Origin of the sequence: Listeria cornellensis FSL F6-0969 (assembly GCF_000525855.1) — a bacterium.
GTDB lineage: Bacteria > Bacillota > Bacilli > Lactobacillales > Listeriaceae > Listeria_A > Listeria_A cornellensis.
Map to the genome: position 1 here is coordinate 30377 of NZ_AODE01000026.1, position 18557 is coordinate 48933.

The following is an 18557-nucleotide window of genomic DNA, read 5'->3' on the forward strand; positions in this document are numbered from 1 at the left end:
CAATCCCATTTATTAAAGCCGTTAAAATAGCAACCCCGACCTGTATAAGAATGGTATAAGAGGCCCTATTGTAGAAATGAAAGTGTTGATAATATTCGTTGCAATACCGATAATCTGCGGTAGAATCGTCGTAATTCCCGAAATAATATTAGTCAGTATTTCAGCGCCTATTTGTATCAAATTAGGTAAATGCTTCCCGATTTGAACAATAATCGAGTTGATGATTTTTGTAGCCTGTCCTATCAATTCAGGTAAACTAGTTCCCATACCCTGTAATATTTTCTCGATCATGCTACCCCCAGCTATTATTAAACCAGGTAAGCCACCAATGATTGCCGCAATCAAAGAAGGGATTAAATCCTTAACTTCATTTATCAACGGTTCAAACCCGCCACCACTAAATGCTGTTTGTATCGCCTTCCAAATCGCTCCTATCTTATTTTTAAAATCCTCAAAAATAGAACCTAATGAGCTAAATACAGATTTAATCACATTGCCGAACTTCAAAATAAGGGCTGTTCCTTTACCGCCAAACGCCCCTTGTAAATATTTATCTAGATCAGCAATAGAACTAAATGATCCTGTCGCAACCTTGGCAATCGCAACAATTCCCATCCTTAGTTTATCTATGCCTTGCAGTACTGTAATCAAGGAATTAAAAATACCGTCTGCGATAGACGGCGGGAAAATATTATGCAGTTGCTTATTAAGATTAGCTATTTCTTTTGTGTTATTCGTAAAGAAAGCTTTAATCATGCCGCCTACCACAACACCAGACTGCATTGCTTTCTGCCCTATCATTTCGAACATTTGAACCGTTGAGATAAGCGAATTTCTAACAGCGGTCCCGAATTTCATAATGCGCGCTGTACCTTCTGCACCAAACACACCTTGAAAATATTTATCCAAATCAGCAACGGATTTAAACGAACCAGTCACTACTTTTGTAAATCCAATAACACCCATTTTCACTTTCTCGATACCTTGTAAAATAAAGATAAGCGAATTGAAAATACCATCCGCGATGCTCTTAGGCAACATATCGTGCAGTTGCTTGCTAAACTTGCTAATATCTGAAGTATTGCCAGAAAAGAATGCTTTGATAATCCCGCCAACCGCCTTAAACGATCCGCCTATATCTTCTAGCAAATTGTTTAGCGGTTTACCTTCTTTGTTGAAGTGCCTAAACGCTACAACAACACCCGTTATCGCAGCTGCCACTAATAACACAGTTACCGACATTGCTGCCATACCAGTTATAAACGGCCCTATTATCATCCATGCCGCACCTAATGCTGCTTGGAAGCCAGCAATTAACCCAATACCAATCGCCAAGGGAGATAGAAGCAAAGTTAACGCAGGGATCAACATCAAGATAGCAGCAACAAACTTAGCAATCTTCGGGTGAGCTTCATTAAATTTAACAATCATGTCTGCCAATCGCTTAATAAAATTAAATGTTGGTACCATGACCGCAGCAAACACCTGGAACAACGGTTCAAACGCTTCTCGTATGCTCTTTTTCATACTTGCAAATGCCGTCGCATAGGCTTTGTTTGATTCCATCGCCCCTTTATGCAACGTAGAATAAAATTTTGCCGCTGTGACGGTTGCAGCTAAGGCAACCATTGTTACTCGCATGATCCCTTGCCCAATCATCATCGTCATGTCTTGCAATTGCTTCATGTTTGCCGTAGGTCCTAGCATTTTCAAAGCTAAAACCGCGGGTTGTCCTCGCATTGCGATTTGATTCAAACCATCGGCAATGGCAAGTGCACCTTTGTTAACTTGGTACATGGGATTTTTCATACGAGTAAAGTTTTCACTAATACGTGTCGCCTGTGTTGTTCTAACAATAATCGTCCCTACGCTTTGAATAAGTTGATTTTTCATCATTTCGTTATTCTTGATCATGTCATCCATTACTTTCTTGTGAACGCGCCCCTGCGCTTCCACCTGCGACATGAATTGCTTTGAACTGCCTGAAAAGTTTTTAGCTGATTTGCCTAGTTGAAAAAAAAGCATACTTAGAGGCAATTAGTTGATCCTTATACTTATACAATGACACTCGTTGTTCCATATATGCCTGTCTCATTTCGCCGTGCATCCGTCGTGCTTCCTCGGATTGTCCGCGATATACTCGGCGTACAGAACGCCCGTAATACTCATAATTTTTAGCCATTTCGTTCGTATAACGACTTGAATCCTTACTAATCGTTTTCCCCATGCCCGCAAGTTCGCGCTCAATGTCCCTAGCATCATGTTTAATACCGCTTTTGTCTATTTCCGTGTCAATGATAATCTTGCCATCTGCCCCTCGTTTCGCCATGCTCTCCCTCCTCTCTGGATGAATATATTACTTATAAAAACTCTTTCTCCATCTGTTCTAATATCTGCTTCTCACGTTTTTCACGCTGGCTTTTAAGCTCGTAAAATTCTTTCATTTTGCGAATCCTTCGACGTTCTTCCTTGTTTTCTGGTCCTGACGGCACTTCACACCCGCGATACATGATTGCTTGCATGATTGGTGTTTTTTCAGAAAGATTATTGAATAACGCAATAAATTCATCCCAACTTAAAACACCAACCTCATTTAGCAAATCAATATTGTAATCAATTAAAAAAGATGCATATATTCGCTCTGCATCTTCAAAAAAATTATATAATTCTTCGTTGTCTGCGGCACCTGTGTCAGAATCCGATTTGTTTAGCTCTTTGTAAATCAGATCGGTAATTCTAATGACATCCCGCGGCGTATGATTATATTTCTTATAATCTTTCACAAACATTCTATACATGATATAAATTTTCTGATTTTCCTTTAAAAACTTATCATCATACAGCTTTATTGCTTTAATAACATTGTCAAAAGTAATGCTGATCAGCACCTTTTCACCTTTATAGGTAACATGCCGATCAGCTTTATTCTTTTTACTTGTCAAAGAAAACATAGTCATCACTCGCTAACTGTTTCTTCGTCATCCTCTTCCAAGTATTCCTTGAGCTTCTTATCTTCAAATTCTGCCATCCGCTCTTTAAATACTTTGAAAAGTTGCATAGCAATATTAGTACATACCATAGAGCTTTTTCCCGAATTATTATAAATTTCATCGGCTATTTTTTCATTAAAGAATACAACAAAGGCCTCTTTTACTAATTGAATATTTTCCGTAAGCGAGCGGTTCGCTTGCTCATCCTCGGCTATTTGTTCCCATTTCATTGCTTCTTTTTCATACTCCAGTAATTTCTCGTCGGAAAAATCAACGGTGTATGTTTCATTGTAAATAATGACTTCCTCAAACGATTTCTTAGTTTCAATAGTAATTGCCATAATAAAATTCACTCCTCGATTTGATTTTCTTCCACATCATCAAAAACTTTTAAACTAACTGCTTCCAGAATTTCATGAAGATATGCCATAGTATTTAAAACACTTTCTCCAGCTTGGTCAAACAGTTGTATAAATCCATCTTTGCCTAGCAATCTATCTACGGTAAATTTCAATATTTCTACACTTTCATTAAACGCTTTTGCTTCGTTTAGTTTGTCATAAGTTGTAATAATCAATTTCTGATATTCTTCTTTTTCACTAGTCTTTATCTTTATGGTGTACTCTTTTTCACCAAGTTGTAGTTTTACAGTTTCCATCGCTGGTATCACCTCACTTTTTTTACTGTAATAGCCAATCAGCTATAGTTATGACACTTGCGGTTTGATTATCTACCTTTTGTTTCGCATACGTAGCCAATTGTTCAAACCAGTCACTGCGCCAAAACATCGTATCAACCATTTGTTCAGTTGTTCCAAGTCGATGATTCAGAAACACTAATGTGCTTCCTGTCTGAATAGCATAATCAATCATATTTTTAGCCATAGCTACGGTCCTATCTGGCGTCAAATTGTAAGTGCGTACAAGATAGTTAGATACAGGTGTATTTATTTCAAGCCCAGAGGTAAGTGTGCGGCCAAATCTATACATACCTTCCGATAAAGCCAGTAATGTATCCGTATTGTAATCGCCATAGGGATAGATTGTTGCGTCATTGGCACGTGTCCAGCTGTTTGTTGTTAAATATGCTTTACACGAATCGAATTGAGTACGTTGATCAGCCTTACTTAGCGTATTCAAATGCGGGTGATCTTTGGTGTGGTTAGCAAGGTCGTGCCCTTTTAGATTTAGAGATTTCAACTCCGCATTTGTCATAAATCTAGAATCAGTTTCATTTATTTCTACAACACCAATACTTGCACGAAGTCCTTTACTTTCAAGGGATGTAATACCTACTTGCGCCTCCTTCCACGCATCATCAAATACGAATAGAATATTACCTTTATTCGCTTGAACCGAGGAAACGAGATCAAAAGAAACATCGGCTTTAGCATCAATTTTAGGTTCAACTCTAACTTGCATCGCTTTGATAGATTGCGTGCTTGTAAATGTCCCAGTAATTTTTCCGCTTCCTAAAGCTACTGTTACTGTGTTCCAGCCCGTCACAAGTTCGTAACTGTTTATTGTGAAACTTATGTTATTAGCTAATGTCGTATCATTCGCCAAGTAAACGATTACTTTGTCTAAGGTGGTGACATCTGCGACATACAAACGACATTCGTAGGCTGTTTTTGTAGAAACATCTATATCAAATGTTGTATTTCGCATAAACGCGATTACCTTATCCGCTGTGAGTTTTATAGATTGTATATCTTTCGTGTTAACTGTATCGGCCGATCTGCTTGTCCCTGCTCCCGACTGTAACTGCCATTTTGTAACATCTAAAAAGCTTTCCATTTCAACTAAAGTCCGTTCTGGTAATGTAGGGATTGCAGTAGTCCCCGAGTCAACCCTTACAGCTATAAGTTTCGGATAAATATTACCTACTCTCGCCTCTACTTTGACAAGTGAATTTGTAGTCACACTGGATGATATTGTAGAGAACTGTCCACTCGCATCTGCGGTAACCGTTGTTCGATTTACATTATCAACATTAATTCGAACAATCCCATTTGCTTCTGTTGCACCAGATATTGCCTTTGTTGTTGAATTAATAGGATTAAGTACTAATTTTGGTAGTTCTGCTGTAATCGTAGTTGCCATACCAGGTATTGACGTTGGCGAATTAGGGTTGCCATCCAATGCCCGCACATCGTATTCATTTCCAGCAATAATATTAGGATTATTTAAAACATAAATCCTCAACACGCCAGCCGTGACAGTCCCCGTTAAAAGCGCCGTGGACTCCCCTTTCCTATACAACCGACAATTGGTAACGCTTGGCGAATTCACTGCTGTGCCATTCATATACGTATCGCCGAACAAAAACCTTACCATTAACGGCCCCGGTAATAGCGTCTTTTGTGTTACTATGTTGCTTGATTCCCCCTCTGTAACTCCATTTACAGCGGATACACTCGCGGAATAATATGTGCTATAAACTAAACCAGTGACCTGCGCTGGACTAGAGCTAAACCGACGTGGTCGGGTTTCCCCGCTGATACGTAGCAAGTAAAAATCCGCTTCTTCTACTGCATCCCACGCAAAAGTTATAGTTGTGTCTGTAGCTGCTGTAACATGGAGATTCGAGGGTGCATTAGGGCGTAGTATCAACTACTGGTTCTGTAGCACTATCAATCTTTTCTGGCATACCGTTGAAATGACATTCGAATGAGCATTCGCCTTTAGCGTTTGCATCACCGCCTGGTGGTTTGATATTCACAAGCGAGCCGTTACCTTTAAGACCTTTTTTCTTTGGATTGATAATATAAAATTCTCCTGTACGCTTGGTGAGGTCTGTATCAGCCGTATCAAAAACAAAATTCTGGAATGGATCATTATATTCACGATCCGCATCCATCGGGTAAGTTTTTTGCTGTCCTGTAACCGTAGAAGTAGAGCCACCTTCATCATCATAGTATGCAGTTTGGTCCACTTCTTCGTTATTATCGGGGTCAATACTTTTTATCCCGCTACCAATTCGTAACCATCCATCATCAGTAATTGCAGCCCCGCTTGTAGGGTTCCAGAATAAGCGATAATTATGTTGTAATAGAAATGCTTTTTCAGCCATGTTATTTCCTCCTTAGTTTTTACTTAGCTCCGCTTGAAACATTGCGGACCACATAAATAAATTTTTATCAGTTTTGCCGATTTCTGTAGGTTCGGTGTATATTTCACATCCGACCAACGAAAAAGAACCATCGTCTGGCACTAATTCGCCATTGGATAGTTCTAACGATTCTGTTATATCTTCTATTGTGTTCATAGCCGTTAACCGGCTTTCGTGTTGCACAATGATTTGAAACGAAAAATCTTTTAATCTAGACCTATCAAAATATCGTTGCCCAGGTGGGGATGGCGTAAACCGAAAAATAATATCCTGATTTTCTATGTCTAAATCACTCAACCGTAGTTCGCTAAACATCGTTATACTGGCATTTAAATGTGCGTCAATAGCATCAAAGAATGATTCTCTTAAGCTCATACCCGACCACCTGCCGCTACGTTGGCGACGCGCACCCAATCACTCAAAAACCTTGCTTTAGCAACTTCAAACCAGAGGCCAGAGGCATTCGGATTCTTGTCCTTGCTAAAGTTGTATTGCGGATTATAATAAATTTGACGAACATAAGGCGTAACCCATGCAAGCTCGCCCTCACCAATTTTAGAGTGTATCAGAGCACTGTCTTGTGTCGCTTTAGTATCTTCTGGTGCAAAGTAATTCGAATCTTTTAGAACCTGGTTATCTAAAGCAAATTGTGCTTTTCCCACTCGTTTATCACACGAACCAATGATATCCCCTAATTCAACTTTTATGTTAAGTTTAATCATTTACAATACACCTCCCAATGGTGTACCTGTGGGCTTGCCGCATAAAATGTAGAGACAGCTGCAACAATATATTCCCTGTTATCAAATATTACTTTGGACTTCTCTGCTAGTTCGAAAGCAGGTGTGGAGTTAATTCTATCAATAAAAATACGGGTATTCGATTGAATTTCATCGCCTTCTGCCGACGTAACAACTTTATTTATAGGCTCTACACGAACACGATTAATCGGAATACCCGATTTCCATTCCTCCCCATGCTTCCCTTGCGCAATGTACTCTTGATAAGCGATATCATGAATTAATAAGCGACGCCTCATAGGTCTAACCACAACAACCACCGCCACGCGAAATAATCGGGACACCCGAGTACAACAAACCGGTTGGCGCCAAAATGCCGTAAATGCTATTTGCGAACAACACCGTTTCCCCTCCCGATTGACTCGAACCACTAGCCCCGCCACCTTCGCCATAATTACCGATATCAAAACTACCACCCGCCCCGCTGTCAACGGTTGAAGCAGTAGCACCGTTAATATCTAGGAATTCAACTTGAGAGGCTGTAGCTTCCTTTACACGATCCTGTTGGAACTCTATAAGATTGGAAAACCCTGTCTGTACAATCACATAGCGCGTGTATCTGTCGATGTCTCTGCTGGCGCGTGTAATTAAATTGCCTAATTCGGCGTTATCATCAATCGGCGTTCCTTTATAGATATTTCGGTAATAGTCTTTGTCAATGTAATCCATTGCTATCACCTCATTTCGCTGTTTTATCCTCGGCCTTATCGTCCGCTTTGGTCTCTAAAGCCTTTTGCGCTTCTTCCAGCTGCTTTGTTAGCTCTTCGTTTTGTTTTTCTAATGCTTTATTAACTGCTTGCAATTCTTTCTTATCACTTTTGAGTTGATCCGCTTTAGCCTCGGCTTCTAATAGTTTCGAAACGTCAACAAGCTTATTCTCTGTCGCTCGGTGTGTTACATTGTATTTTTTCCCGCTTTTATCAAGCTCTACAACGTCGAACCCTTTTGCAAGAAAGAAATCTTGTTCGCTTTCATCAATATTTAACACTTTTGCATCTTTTTTTACAGTCACAACTGCCATGTGAATTCATCCTCTCTATTTTTTATCAAACCGGTTTAATTACGAATTGAATGCCATTGGAACGTTGTTTGAAAACAATTACATCGTTGTAAAGCTGCTCATAATACAAAAAGTTCCCTGCTGTGCTAGCTGTAGGCTCATCAAATCCAGCGAATGAATATTTTTCCGGTGCACACATAGACGGAATATAAATAAGCATCATTTGAATTTGTTGTGCCGTTGGATCGTCAGTTGCACCATTACTAAAATTGTAAAGTGTTTTAAAACGGTCTGGCGCTACTTCCCGCAAATTAACTTCATCCAAGCGGCTTACACGAGTATCAATAGCTTGTGCACCACCTTGAACGCTAAAAGTACGAGTTAATCCATCGGCACGTTTAATGATTTTTGAAATCGCCGGAGTAACATACAACACGCGATTAGAAGGCACTGCTTCTTCGTCCATTTTTTGCATCATATCATCAAACTGGCGCAAAATATTCGCTTCAGTCAATGTCATTTCATAGATTCCATCTGTAGCGTTTATGGCTTTCTTCTTATTAAACAAATTAGAGAACATGTATTTATCTTTTTCAGGAATCTTTTGAGTTTCGTTAAATACACGCGTGATCTCTGTCATCGTAGTAACAAAGTTGGTTTCATCAACGTCAGATGGATCAACAAGTGTTTGCCAATAACGTTCATTTTCAAGCTGATATGTTTCCCAGTCATTGCTATAATTCGCCTCGAAACCAGTAATAACACGACGGGTGCGGTCTTTCATCCCTTCGTTAACGACCAATTTAGGCAGTTTCACTTCTTTTTGTCCGGTCCATTTAATAATGCTGTTTGCTGGACTATTCCAAAGTTCCGCTGATTGAAGCATATGGCGGAATGGTTCTTGTAACGCTTGTTGATAGTCTGTTGCATAATTTAATACTGCTGGCATTTTAGTTTCCTACTTTCTATTTTTTATTTGTTGTTCGTTGGCCACATTTTTTTCAAATGCGCTTTTAAACTTATCTGCTGTAGTCTCTGTAAGATTCGTTTGTTTAGATTGGTTCCCAGTGCTGATTACCGGCTTTTGTTTTCCCGCCTCCGAGAAGAAGGGGTATTTGTCTAAAACCGCTGCAACCGCCTTATCCACATCTTTTTCGCCCGTCTTTTCAGCAAGTGCAATAACGTCATTAAGCGATTCGCCCAACACGCCATTTTTAAGAGCTGCAATCTGCCAATCTTTTTGAACAGATTCGTTTAATGCTTGTGCCGCTTGATCCTGCGCAGCTTGTAAGGCTTCCGCTTGCTTATCCGCTTCGGTTTTCTGGCCGTCTTGGAACTCTTTGTATGCTTTCATTTGCGCTTTTAATGCATCCTCATTCTCCACACCTAAATCCTTCAAAAAGTCCTCTTTGCTGAATGTATCAGCGCCTGGATTGGTTGGAGGTGTGGGCGGCGTTGGTTCTGTTGCCGGTTCATTACCTGCCGCGTTCGGTTCTGGCGGCTCGTGGGCTCCTTCTGCAAAGTGTTGGATATCAAACTTAACCATTTTAGTGTTTTTCAATTCGTCACCTCCCTTCACATTTGATTGATTTGGCTTTTCAGAATAAAAATCCATACTAATTCCTCCTGATTTCTTCATAATAAAAAGACCTAGCATATTGGCTACGTCTCAACTATTTGCTCGCGGTTATAACGCCTTGTGCGTCCCGTCTGATTGATAAACTGCCGCATTTGCGCTTGTCGATAAGTGATCTTGCGCCTTGCATCTTTCAAATAATTTTCATCGACTTTCATAGATTGCAACATTGAAAATTGATGCTTGGCTTTCCTAATGTTTCTTTCTAAAAGCCGCTGCCGTTGCGATTCTTTGTACTTCGCAATCGATTCCTTTTTGTTATAAGGATAGTAGCGTTGCACTGATACCCCTTCGATATAGACATAAAGGCGATGATTGCAATTAATACCGGTAACAATGCCGTCAATTTTTCCATAACTAGTGCTAGAAAGAGGCGGGTACTTTTTACTTTTACTACTGCGGCTATATATTCGTCCTTGGTAATCTAGGTGGGTTGGGCGGCTTCCTGCATGGCTAGAAACCTCTACAAGGTCCACATCATAATCATCAAAACGTGCATTTTGAATCTTGTCAGCAACGTTTTTTTTGTGTGTTCTTAACAACCATGTTGATGTAAGCCTCTGTACTCCATTTCGCGCCACGTCTATCAATCAATGCTGGTATTCCATTTTCAGACCATTTGGTCGCAGTCTTAACAAGCGCCTCCTCTAACGTGATAGTTCCGTTTACAAATTCAGCAGAGGCCTGCGTTATAATTTCTAGGTAAATAGAAGAAGATTGTTTTAACATCGTTGCATTCATCATTTCTAAACGTGTCATTGCTTCCAAGTCCAGTGTCATCAATGCTTGCCGAGTATTAGGACTATCAGCAAATGGGATTCCCTCGAGTTCAGGAAGCACCTGCTTGATTTCTTTTGTTGTAATCCTCGCTTCTACCGCTGCCGTCTCTCGTATCATGCTCCGCATCTTTGGGTTTATCTTTTTGGCTGCTTGCATGATTAGCTGCAACTGATAATTTTGTAAACGGCTAAGTTCCTTGTAACGGCCAGCCTGCCACTTTGCCAAAGTTTCTTTTGGAACACTGCTCCCGCTTCCAATTGCTTTGCCTATAGAGTCCAACAACAACCCTTCAAGCTTCAGATAAATTTCAATTATCTGCTGTGACAGTTGCATAATTAATCAACTCCAAACGCGTCAACCATTCCCGCCGTGACAACTTTTTCATCCTGTTCAATCTCTGCAAGTATTTCCAAAGCAGTTGTTTCATCAACGTCTTGCGACTCCATAATGGCACGCTTTCTAGATTGTAGCCCGGCACCTTTTAGCGAAATCTGCTGATTAATTTTCGCATCTTTGTCATTAACAATAGAGTCATCAAAAGAGGTAGTGACCGTGTATGCCTCTGTTGGATACGGCGATATTTGTAAAAAGTCAGCCAGCCATAAAATGCTTTCCACCACTTCCGCAACAAAATCCTCTATGTTGTTTTCGTGTGATTGCTTACTTCGAAATGTCTTACTGTTCTCACTTACTACCTCGGTTGCCGTTTTTAATCCCGTAGCCTCAAATCCAAATGTGTTAGCCGAAAAACCCGTCTGTGATGAGAGAGTTTTTTAAAAAGTGCGTCCAGCGAACTTATATGAGCTTGTGAGCGAAGTTCCGGAGAAATGTCCATAAACTGCTCATTTTTTTCATCCATTTCCATTGCTTGAAATACTTCGTCATCCACATCAAACTTTGTAACAATCCTTGAAGTATCCCCAACTTTTTCAACCGCTCCACGTAGCCATGCATTAGGGACCACGACACGCTTTTTCCCTAGCCTGAACTCACGGTTAAATGAATCGAAAACCGTATCAATCGTTTTTAACGTGTCTATTGCATTAGCGAATATGGAAATGCCTAGCGGAATGTTTGAATCAACATTATTCGCAATAGCAGGCTTACAATAGGCAAAGAAAGGACGTTCGACATTTGGGAACTCAACATAAGGTTCCAAGTCTGGATAGATAATTGCGAGGTCAACCGGTTGCCCCAAAGTCGAATCGTTCACGCTTGCCTTAAATAACTCGTTTTCAATGTAATACAAAACCTCGTCGCCCTCTTCTCGCTTCAAATGACTGCGAAGGAGAGTATAGACGAAATCTTTCTTTCTCGTTTGCTCGACTACAATAATCGCCTGGTCAATCTTTTTGTTAACATCCCACGAAAGAGGGATAAAGTTTTCAGCTGGAACATACGATACCTTTATGTTATTGCGATCGCTGAAAACCTCGGCAACCATACCGCCTAGTGCCATCATATACTCGGCGTTTTCCTGTGTATTATTAATAAAACCATTCTCTTCTAAAATGGGATCAATGAACGCGGAAACCGCTTCGTTATCACAACTGACCTCCATTTTCTCATTGCAAATCATGTTAGCCATTTCTTGCGATACCTGTTTACTCATTCCCAACGTCGTCATTTTCCTGCTGCGTTTTATGCCTTGAACGTAATACCAAATTTCGTGGTATTCTTTATAAAAACCTTGATACCAACAACGCCAGCGGGCTATCTCATCGTAAAATGACTGATCAACTTGCAAATCTACCTTTTGCTGTATCTCAACGCCTTTAATCAACTTCATTCGATATAACACCCCCTTAATTTTATTGACAATCTTGGTAAACATAGCCTCACCCCCGTGCTTAGTATTTCAGTTCTAACTTGCGCATATTATCGATAACGTAGTATTGGAATGCATCGCAAGTGTGATCATGTTCCTTTACAACTTCGGCTTTCCCACGCACAATACTGTCCGGATCCCATGCATAACGCTTATGTTCCTCATAAAATACCTTGTTGGCTGGTATATCAAGAATGAACATGCGCCCTTGCGCTAAGAGGTCATGCACCGGATCAATCATATCTGCCTTAGTTTTGCCGGCTTTTGGCGCTGGACGTAACCGCGTCCCAAAATCTTTATAATACTGGTTACGCAAGCCACCTTCCGCGCTGTCTATCGTTTTCCTGTCTAGAATCACATTATATATTTTTTCTGAACATCATTCATAAACTCGTCCAACTCCGCAGATAGTTCCGAAGGCGATTTCTTCACTGCCTTATTAGCGGGGCTGTAGTAATAGGTATCAAGCAAAATAACCTTGCTTTTAGCGGTCAGGCCAATTGCAAGATAGGTCGTAGCAGACACCTGGTGCCCAGTGTCGATACCAATATCAATAAGAATAACTGGATCATCAACTGGCAGCTCGGGGATTCGATGGAATAAGTTGATATTATAAACGTTATCTCCCATGCCAATTACTTTACCTAGGTACATCCAGTTATAGTAATCAGGATCGTTCTTCTTATATTTATCAATCTTCTTAATGATTTGTTTCGATAGAAATCCTTTTTCATCGTCTAAATAGGTCGTATGATGAATAAGAAAATCGTCATCACACTGCCTAGCATCGATAAATTCATTCACCCATTCGTACGGGTTTCTTGGCGGATTGAAGCTCATGAACACCTTGACTTCCTTGTCATCGGGCAAATCCGCACGTATAAATGTATCCTCTACTATATCGACATCGGTAATTCCTGCGAACTCCGCCAACTCTTCAAACCATAATGCGCTAACATGCCCAAACGGTATTTTCATTGATTTAAGTTTGGCCGGATCATCACAGCCGGAAAAATAGAAACCCGTTCCCCATTCACGATGAATAATCTCCATAGGTGACTTACCAAATACAAATTGATCCGCGACGCCCATTTCGTAAAGAGCCCACTTCACTTGCTGATACACTGATTTATACAACGTATTGGCAACCTTCCGCAGACATACCATATTGGATAGAGGGTCTTCCATCTTCATTTCTACTAGCTTAAGGCTAATAACCGATGATTTCATAGAGGACCGGCCGCCTTTAGCTACTAGATGATTAAGTTCAGATAGCCAAAAATCGTAAAATGCTGGATTAATCATGTCAATTACGTTTATCACTTTATATTCCTGTAGTTGCTTATGAACTGCCGGATGAATCTGGACTTTCGCCATCATCATCACCCGCCTTTGCTGCTTTTTGGGCATCAAGGTAAGCTTGCATTTCGTCCCTATTTGATACAATAACCGTGGCAACCTTGTCATTGCCTTCTTTTTTCGTGTCTGCCTTAATTTTCTCAAGGTTAGCGTCCATGATTTCGATTTTCTTGCGCCTCTCATCAAATGCATCCGATATATCTAGGAAATTCTTAATAGCATAACGCAACTCCGACATAGCGCGGCTTTGGGACGCCAAAAAAGCGGCCTGCTGCTCGTAAGCATAAGCCACTTTCCTAGATTCACTGCCGCCACCCTCGCCCCAGCTCTCCCCGGATTTGTCGTCCAGGTGGTCCAGGCTATCACGCACCCACATAACTTTTTGTGAGCGAATGATGGCGGTGTATTGTATTTTCACGAGGTCCCAGGCGATATCTGCCGGGGTTTGTTGATCGATAATATCCATTATTTCTAGGGCATCATCATTTAAAAACTTAGAGAACAGCCCATGCGTGCGGGCGTTCTGATTACCTGCGGGCGCGCCACCACTGTTCCCCTTAGCAAATTCGTTTCCAAGGGGTGCACCCCCTCGCTCTTTTGTGTGCACCCCTTTTTTCTTTTAGTGCATCCTTGTCACGATTCCAATTATGCCGCCTTTGCCACGATTTAACTGTATTCATGGACACGCCATATTTTAACGCAATGTCCTTATATTTCATGCCTTCGTTATAATCTACTTCCGCTAATTTATGTTTCTCCATGCCGCATCAACTCCCACCTCCATTATCATGTGTTGTTTTGTGGAATCGGTTAGACTAATATTCTGCCGTCTCTGTCCATTATGTGCTTGATATCTGTTAAGGCGCCTTCTTTCGAGAAGAATAATCCTTCTTTATCCCAAGCCCAAAGCGAACCATCTTTACCATGAAGGAATATACGTTCTTTGGTGACTACAACAGCACCATTGCCGTTTGAGATAGATTCTACATATTCCTTATCCAATGGTGTACCATCAATTGAACTAAACCAGCTTTTTGCGACATCTTCACGGATAAATAGTTCACCATCTAATTCTAAAATCTTAACATCTGCATCAGCTGGTTTAGTAGAACCGCCAAATAATTCAACTAGATAAATAGGTTCAGCAACATTATTATCATTACTATTCATTTCTCTGCTCCTCTCAACAATTGCTTGTGCATAGTGCTCATGGTTGCGCCCTTCATGCTTCCTTGCCCTCCCATTTTGACATCAATAGTAGGAGTAGGCGATACAAAGCCCAATTGCGCTGGGGTGTCATCACATCCCAGCAATGCACGCTGTTCGTCATTTAATTTTAGTAGCTGTTCTCTAAGTGTTTCAATAATTGATAACGCAGCCTCAATAACAGCCCTCACAAGTGGTACAAAAACTTCTTCTATGTGCTTCTTAACAAAATCCATATCCGCCTTAAAAACGGGATCATTTACATATAGCTCTTTTACTTTGTCTGGACCATCACCGTCAATCTTTGACATAATTCTTTCAATTGATACATGTAATTCCACAAATATCACCCTTCACTATTAGTCCGCTATCGTACGACAAGAATCACGAAGTTAGGTATTGTTGAAAAAACAGATCGCTAGCGTATGCATCACTAATCTTTTTTTCTGCCCTCTCTACGTACTTTTGCACACTAGATTTTTTTTATATTTAAAGCCTCTGCTGCTTCTGCAAACGTGTATTCATTTGCACGAATTAGAATGTAGGCATCTTTTTCACGTTCTGATAGCATATTTAATACGCTCTCTATTACCTCGAGCTGCATATAATTCAATTCCACATCTGGGGCTTCCAAAGTAGTTACTGATTCTGAATAATATTGCTGTAGCTTCGTTGGGTCTAATTTGACGATGTTTTTGTAACCGTCTTTTATCTCAATGCCTTTTAGCCGCTTAGGATCATGACCGTCACGCATCCATTTCAACGCGTAATCCATATCCCGCAGCATCTTCATGGCCTCACTTCTGCGCTGATCACTGGCACTATTGCGAATCAGTTTGTAATTACGAAATACTTTAGGCTTACGCTTTCCAGGTAACGTACTGATGTATTCTAATAGCGCTTTTCGCCCATTTTCATATTCTAAAATTAATTCTCTCACTTTATTCACGCCCCTGTGCTATTATGGATTTATCTACTCTCCATCTAGCCGGGGCGCTTTAGCGTTTCGGTTTTTTCATGTGTTATTTACTGATTTTTGTTGCATGTCCGGATCTCCTAAAATACTTACTTACTCGTTCATTTTTAATACCATTCTTTCGTTTAAAACAGCTCACATCACTAATATCTACATCTAAAGTCATTGCGATAGCGCTGTCTGATAATCCTTGATCACGCATATCATTATAGTCCGCTACCGAAATATCTAGCTGCATTGCTTTTGTTACAATGTTGTTGCTTTGCTTCCAACGCGCTAAGCTACCAGATGGGACCTGCCATTCTTGAGCAATTAGTTTATCAATCAATCCTTCATCCCTTAACTCAAAATAGTCCTCTTCATTTTTGGCATCTAGCCGTAGCCTAATAACTTTTGTTTTCTCGGAACGAGTTAGGCCTTCAAGTGAAGTATCTGGTTTAGTATCTGCAATACCATTGAAAGATTTATTTAATTCACTTTGTTTTTTCTCAATATTCCGACATAAAGAACAATATTTATCATTACACTGCTTAAATTCTATTGCATCCTCATCGTGCACATCAATCATTTTCGATATTTCCGATATCATTATCGCTTGTTTTGATCTTCGCTTTCTCGTTAGTATCCTTGACATTCCGAACACCTCCCGCTTTTTCTAATTGGGCAATGAGTGCGCTAATGCTATTTTCAAAATCGATTAGCACCATTTTCAAGCTTTCGATACTCTGGATTGAATCGTCTTTCTTTATGTCCTCTGCAATCCATCTAACTGCATTAGCAAGCGTAGGGTGATATGTCCGTGTAATAGTGTCCTCCTTGCTATTATCTTTGCTGTTAGGCGTTTGCTTATTGCATATGATGTTCCGAGTATCATTTGTGATAAAATAGGTTTCGTTAATTGTAATCATCATTTATACAACATCCTCACTTTCCCGCTGACTCTATGCTTGATTTGCATTTCAATACTGGTATCTTTCACTACAAGCCAATTGGCCGCCACGAGCCTATGACTAGTAATAAAAATTGATTGCCGTTTTGTCGGGCGTTTCCCTTGCTTCATCAGTTTTCACGCCCTTCTATAATTCTTTCATGTTCAGTATAAAAAACATAATACCCATCGCTCAATATCCCAGGCTCTTCATGATGAATAATCAGTTTAGGATATAAATCCTTTAATTTTACTTGATCGGATTCAGATAAATTTCGATAGGTTACTAATTGAATCCCACTTATTGAACATCTGGTATTATCGCCATACCCACCTTTTTTTAATTTTTCAACCGTATTAAACATTTCCTCACGATCGTTATGGAACACGCCAATACGCTCAATAATTTGCTTTGATTTAATAATCATGCTTTTCCTCCTTATTTTCAGCGTCTACAAAAGTATGCCCCTCAACAACCTTAGTTCCTGGAAAAGATGATTCCGTTTCACATACTATATCTTTTTCTGCTACGGTATAAATCGTGCCGTTACATTCAATATCGTAAGTATGGTATTTCTGAATGCCATTTTTTACGGTTCCTGTTCTAAATTTATTATTAAAAATAAACTTAACTACTTCACCAATCGTAAATTTCATTGCCATAACTACCCCATCACCTCGATATCTGAAACCAAAATCGTTCCCTCATCAATTCCTGACAGCGATTTAACCTGCAACATTTTCGAATTGTAAATTTTCATCACTTGGAACTTTGAACCTTTATTATGCGTAGCTAAGTTGCCGTTTGGCTCTATAAGAAATGTTAAGATTTTTGCTTTGACAACATCACCTTTTTTTATGATATTCATCTACTCCGCCTCCTCAACTTATCGATTGTCTATATGGTATTGGCATTCTGTGCGTAAAGAAATGAAAGACTAAATTCCCATCATCGAGTAATACAGTCTCTACTATTTCGAAAGGTTCTGTACCTGTACAGGGATGTCCTGTGCCACGACATTCAATTCTAATATATCCTTTACGCTCACAATCTAAGTCTGACAATACATACAAAACAGGTTTTTCATGTTGATTTTTTATAGATAGAACTACACTTTCAGCGGGAACATCAATCGTTTGCGAATCTTTTATTTCAAGTTCATATTTATAGATTTTCCAATTCATTCTTTGTTCGCCCCCTCAACTGGAATCCAAATGCCTTTTACGCCTCTTACATGTGTAAGATCGTCCGCCGATAGAGGCAGCCAATGCGTTTGAGTATCTCTTTTTTTGTAAATTCGTCTCGCACTCCGTCTTTCGGAGGGTCAAACTTATACACAACATCCGCATTCTCCCGCTCTGTGAGTAGTCTGTTTGCCAGTTTCCATACTTCGAAAAGTAAAAAAAACCTCTGTCGATAGTTCTTTTTTTTCTAATTTCCTCGTCAACATAATCAAGCCATTCTCTATCCTTCTCATTCTGCGTCATAGTCTTGCGCCTCCTCCTCTAATTCCTCAAAATGTTCGTACGCATCGCCATCGAAATCCGCATCTTCACCTGTACCTAAAAATTCTTGCTGTAAACTTTTATCAAAATAAGAAGATACGCCAGGAACTTCATGTAAGCAATCCTTGTGATAAGCAATACCGCGAAAAATGACAATCTCGTCCCACTTTACAAATTTTTTATCACACGATTGGCATATTGGTTGTAATTCAGTCATGCCCATCGTCCTCCTCCGCCAAAGCGACATCTACACGAAATGGCACAAATATGTCCGCTATCTGAATATCGCTACCATCGCCGTTCTGTATAAAACTATCTTCGTCGACCTTATATTGAATACCTGCCTCAAATACAGTTTCATCCTGCATTGTCATGTCCATTTCAAGTGTCACCGTTTTATTACCTGTATCAAACTGTTTTTCAATCATTCCATTACC

31 protein-coding genes and 3 pseudogenes are annotated in these 18557 nt (G+C 40.0%); all 34 read right to left on the reverse strand.

Annotated features, from left to right (window positions below):
• Positions 1-21: 21 nt before the first annotated feature.
• Entirely contained in the window at positions 22-1965 is a 1944-nt protein-coding gene (locus tag PCORN_RS11515) for a phage tail tape measure protein (protein WP_036080639.1), read from the reverse strand.
• Positions 1966-1993: 28 nt separating this feature from the next.
• Positions 1994-2329 carry a hypothetical protein gene (locus PCORN_RS11520; protein WP_036080642.1) on the reverse strand — a complete coding sequence of 112 codons (336 nt, stop codon included), beginning with the start codon at positions 2327-2329 and terminating at the stop codon, positions 1994-1996.
• Positions 2330-2360: 31 nt separating this feature from the next.
• Positions 2361-2951 (reverse strand): Gp15 family bacteriophage protein, encoded by a 591-nt coding sequence (locus PCORN_RS17420; RefSeq protein WP_159102576.1) that lies wholly within the window; start codon positions 2949-2951, stop codon positions 2361-2363.
• Positions 2952-2956: 5 nt separating this feature from the next.
• Positions 2957-3331 (reverse strand): hypothetical protein, encoded by a 375-nt coding sequence (locus PCORN_RS11530; RefSeq protein WP_036080646.1) that lies wholly within the window; start codon positions 3329-3331, stop codon positions 2957-2959.
• An 8-nt stretch (positions 3332-3339) separates the two neighbouring features.
• Positions 3340-3648, reverse strand: a complete 309-nt coding sequence (locus PCORN_RS11535) for a hypothetical protein (RefSeq protein WP_036080649.1) — start codon at positions 3646-3648, stop codon at positions 3340-3342.
• A gap of 22 nt (positions 3649-3670) precedes the next feature.
• The gene (locus PCORN_RS11540; protein ID WP_241433170.1) at positions 3671-5326 is read right to left on the reverse strand and encodes a polysaccharide deacetylase family protein; all 1656 of its coding nucleotides are present in this window, start codon (positions 5324-5326) and stop codon (positions 3671-3673) included.
• A 36-nt stretch (positions 5327-5362) separates the two neighbouring features.
• Positions 5363-5602, reverse strand: a pseudogene (locus PCORN_RS21330) (fibronectin type III domain-containing protein); the annotation flags it as partial.
• On the reverse strand, positions 5586-6062 hold the full coding sequence (locus PCORN_RS11545; protein WP_051999415.1) for a phage tail tube protein: 477 nt from the start codon (positions 6060-6062) through the stop codon (positions 5586-5588). The pseudogene PCORN_RS21330 and the gene PCORN_RS11545, both read right to left, overlap by 17 nt.
• A 12-nt stretch (positions 6063-6074) precedes the next feature.
• Entirely contained in the window at positions 6075-6476 is a 402-nt protein-coding gene (locus tag PCORN_RS11550; RefSeq protein WP_036080654.1) for a phage tail terminator protein, read from the reverse strand.
• Positions 6473-6823: a minor capsid protein gene (locus tag PCORN_RS11555; protein WP_036080658.1), complete on the reverse strand. Its 351-nt coding sequence runs from the start codon at positions 6821-6823 to the stop codon at positions 6473-6475. Before PCORN_RS11555 ends, PCORN_RS11550 begins: the two co-directional genes overlap by 4 nt.
• The gene (locus PCORN_RS11560) at positions 6820-7140 is read right to left on the reverse strand and encodes a putative minor capsid protein (RefSeq protein ID WP_159102577.1); all 321 of its coding nucleotides are present in this window, start codon (positions 7138-7140) and stop codon (positions 6820-6822) included. Before PCORN_RS11560 ends, PCORN_RS11555 begins: the two co-directional genes overlap by 4 nt.
• A gap of 4 nt (positions 7141-7144) precedes the next feature.
• On the reverse strand, positions 7145-7570 hold the full coding sequence (locus PCORN_RS19370) for a head-tail connector protein (protein ID WP_036080663.1): 426 nt from the start codon (positions 7568-7570) through the stop codon (positions 7145-7147).
• A 10-nt stretch (positions 7571-7580) separates the two neighbouring features.
• Positions 7581-7922: a hypothetical protein gene (locus PCORN_RS11570; protein WP_036080665.1), complete on the reverse strand. Its 342-nt coding sequence runs from the start codon at positions 7920-7922 to the stop codon at positions 7581-7583.
• A gap of 25 nt (positions 7923-7947) precedes the next feature.
• On the reverse strand, positions 7948-8850 hold the full coding sequence (locus tag PCORN_RS11575; protein ID WP_036080668.1) for a hypothetical protein: 903 nt from the start codon (positions 8848-8850) through the stop codon (positions 7948-7950).
• Between the two features lie 9 nt (positions 8851-8859).
• Positions 8860-9516 (reverse strand): hypothetical protein, encoded by a 657-nt coding sequence (locus tag PCORN_RS17425; protein WP_051999416.1) that lies wholly within the window; start codon positions 9514-9516, stop codon positions 8860-8862.
• A 47-nt stretch (positions 9517-9563) separates the two neighbouring features.
• Complete coding sequence (locus PCORN_RS18535) at positions 9564-10079, reverse strand: phage minor capsid protein (RefSeq protein WP_051999417.1); 516 nt, start codon at positions 10077-10079, stop codon at positions 9564-9566.
• Positions 10048-10650, reverse strand: a complete 603-nt coding sequence (locus PCORN_RS18540) for a phage minor capsid protein (RefSeq protein ID WP_051999418.1) — start codon at positions 10648-10650, stop codon at positions 10048-10050. Before PCORN_RS18540 ends, PCORN_RS18535 begins: the two co-directional genes overlap by 32 nt.
• A 2-nt stretch (positions 10651-10652) precedes the next feature.
• Positions 10653-11018 (reverse strand): annotated as a pseudogene (locus tag PCORN_RS18545) (phage portal protein); the annotation flags it as partial.
• Between the two features lie 8 nt (positions 11019-11026).
• Positions 11027-12151: a phage portal protein gene (locus PCORN_RS11590; RefSeq protein ID WP_051999420.1), complete on the reverse strand. Its 1125-nt coding sequence runs from the start codon at positions 12149-12151 to the stop codon at positions 11027-11029.
• Positions 12152-12167: 16 nt separating this feature from the next.
• Positions 12168-13522 (reverse strand): annotated as a pseudogene (locus PCORN_RS11595) (PBSX family phage terminase large subunit).
• Positions 13488-14111, reverse strand: coding sequence for a phage terminase small subunit (gene terS, locus PCORN_RS11600; protein ID WP_065520135.1), 624 nt, complete (start codon positions 14109-14111; stop codon positions 13488-13490). The pseudogene PCORN_RS11595 and the gene terS overlap by 35 nt, the downstream one beginning before the upstream one ends.
• Positions 14062-14265: a helix-turn-helix domain-containing protein gene (locus tag PCORN_RS21105; RefSeq protein WP_338151777.1), complete on the reverse strand. Its 204-nt coding sequence runs from the start codon at positions 14263-14265 to the stop codon at positions 14062-14064. Before PCORN_RS21105 ends, terS begins: the two co-directional genes overlap by 50 nt.
• 49 nt (positions 14266-14314) lie before the next feature.
• The gene (locus tag PCORN_RS11605) at positions 14315-14674 is read right to left on the reverse strand and encodes a hypothetical protein (protein WP_036080670.1); all 360 of its coding nucleotides are present in this window, start codon (positions 14672-14674) and stop codon (positions 14315-14317) included.
• On the reverse strand, positions 14671-15051 hold the full coding sequence (locus PCORN_RS11610; RefSeq protein ID WP_036080673.1) for a hypothetical protein: 381 nt from the start codon (positions 15049-15051) through the stop codon (positions 14671-14673). Before PCORN_RS11610 ends, PCORN_RS11605 begins: the two co-directional genes overlap by 4 nt.
• 131 nt (positions 15052-15182) lie before the next feature.
• Positions 15183-15650, reverse strand: coding sequence for a sigma factor-like helix-turn-helix DNA-binding protein (locus PCORN_RS11615; protein WP_036080677.1), 468 nt, complete (start codon positions 15648-15650; stop codon positions 15183-15185).
• 82 nt (positions 15651-15732) lie between these two features.
• Positions 15733-16254, reverse strand: a complete 522-nt coding sequence (locus PCORN_RS11620; RefSeq protein WP_036080680.1) for a hypothetical protein — start codon at positions 16252-16254, stop codon at positions 15733-15735.
• Positions 16247-16597, reverse strand: coding sequence for a hypothetical protein (locus PCORN_RS11625; protein ID WP_036080683.1), 351 nt, complete (start codon positions 16595-16597; stop codon positions 16247-16249). The genes PCORN_RS11620 and PCORN_RS11625 overlap by 8 nt, the downstream gene beginning before the upstream one ends.
• Positions 16594-16746 carry a DUF6906 family protein gene (locus PCORN_RS21335; protein WP_420912032.1) on the reverse strand — a complete coding sequence of 51 codons (153 nt, stop codon included), beginning with the start codon at positions 16744-16746 and terminating at the stop codon, positions 16594-16596. The genes PCORN_RS11625 and PCORN_RS21335 overlap by 4 nt, the downstream gene beginning before the upstream one ends.
• Positions 16746-17042 (reverse strand): hypothetical protein, encoded by a 297-nt coding sequence (locus tag PCORN_RS11630; RefSeq protein ID WP_036080686.1) that lies wholly within the window; start codon positions 17040-17042, stop codon positions 16746-16748. The genes PCORN_RS21335 and PCORN_RS11630 overlap by 1 nt, the downstream gene beginning before the upstream one ends.
• Positions 17032-17271 (reverse strand): hypothetical protein, encoded by a 240-nt coding sequence (locus PCORN_RS11635; RefSeq protein ID WP_149024337.1) that lies wholly within the window; start codon positions 17269-17271, stop codon positions 17032-17034. The genes PCORN_RS11630 and PCORN_RS11635 overlap by 11 nt, the downstream gene beginning before the upstream one ends.
• Positions 17272-17279: 8 nt before the next feature.
• Positions 17280-17483 (reverse strand): hypothetical protein, encoded by a 204-nt coding sequence (locus PCORN_RS11640; protein WP_036080692.1) that lies wholly within the window; start codon positions 17481-17483, stop codon positions 17280-17282.
• Between the two features lie 13 nt (positions 17484-17496).
• Positions 17497-17799, reverse strand: a complete 303-nt coding sequence (locus PCORN_RS11645; RefSeq protein WP_036080695.1) for a DUF7352 domain-containing protein — start codon at positions 17797-17799, stop codon at positions 17497-17499.
• A gap of 289 nt (positions 17800-18088) precedes the next feature.
• Positions 18089-18337 (reverse strand): hypothetical protein, encoded by a 249-nt coding sequence (locus PCORN_RS11655; protein WP_036080700.1) that lies wholly within the window; start codon positions 18335-18337, stop codon positions 18089-18091.
• Positions 18330-18548 carry a hypothetical protein gene (locus PCORN_RS11660; protein WP_036080703.1) on the reverse strand — a complete coding sequence of 73 codons (219 nt, stop codon included), beginning with the start codon at positions 18546-18548 and terminating at the stop codon, positions 18330-18332. Before PCORN_RS11660 ends, PCORN_RS11655 begins: the two co-directional genes overlap by 8 nt.
• Positions 18549-18557: the final 9 nt, after the last annotated feature.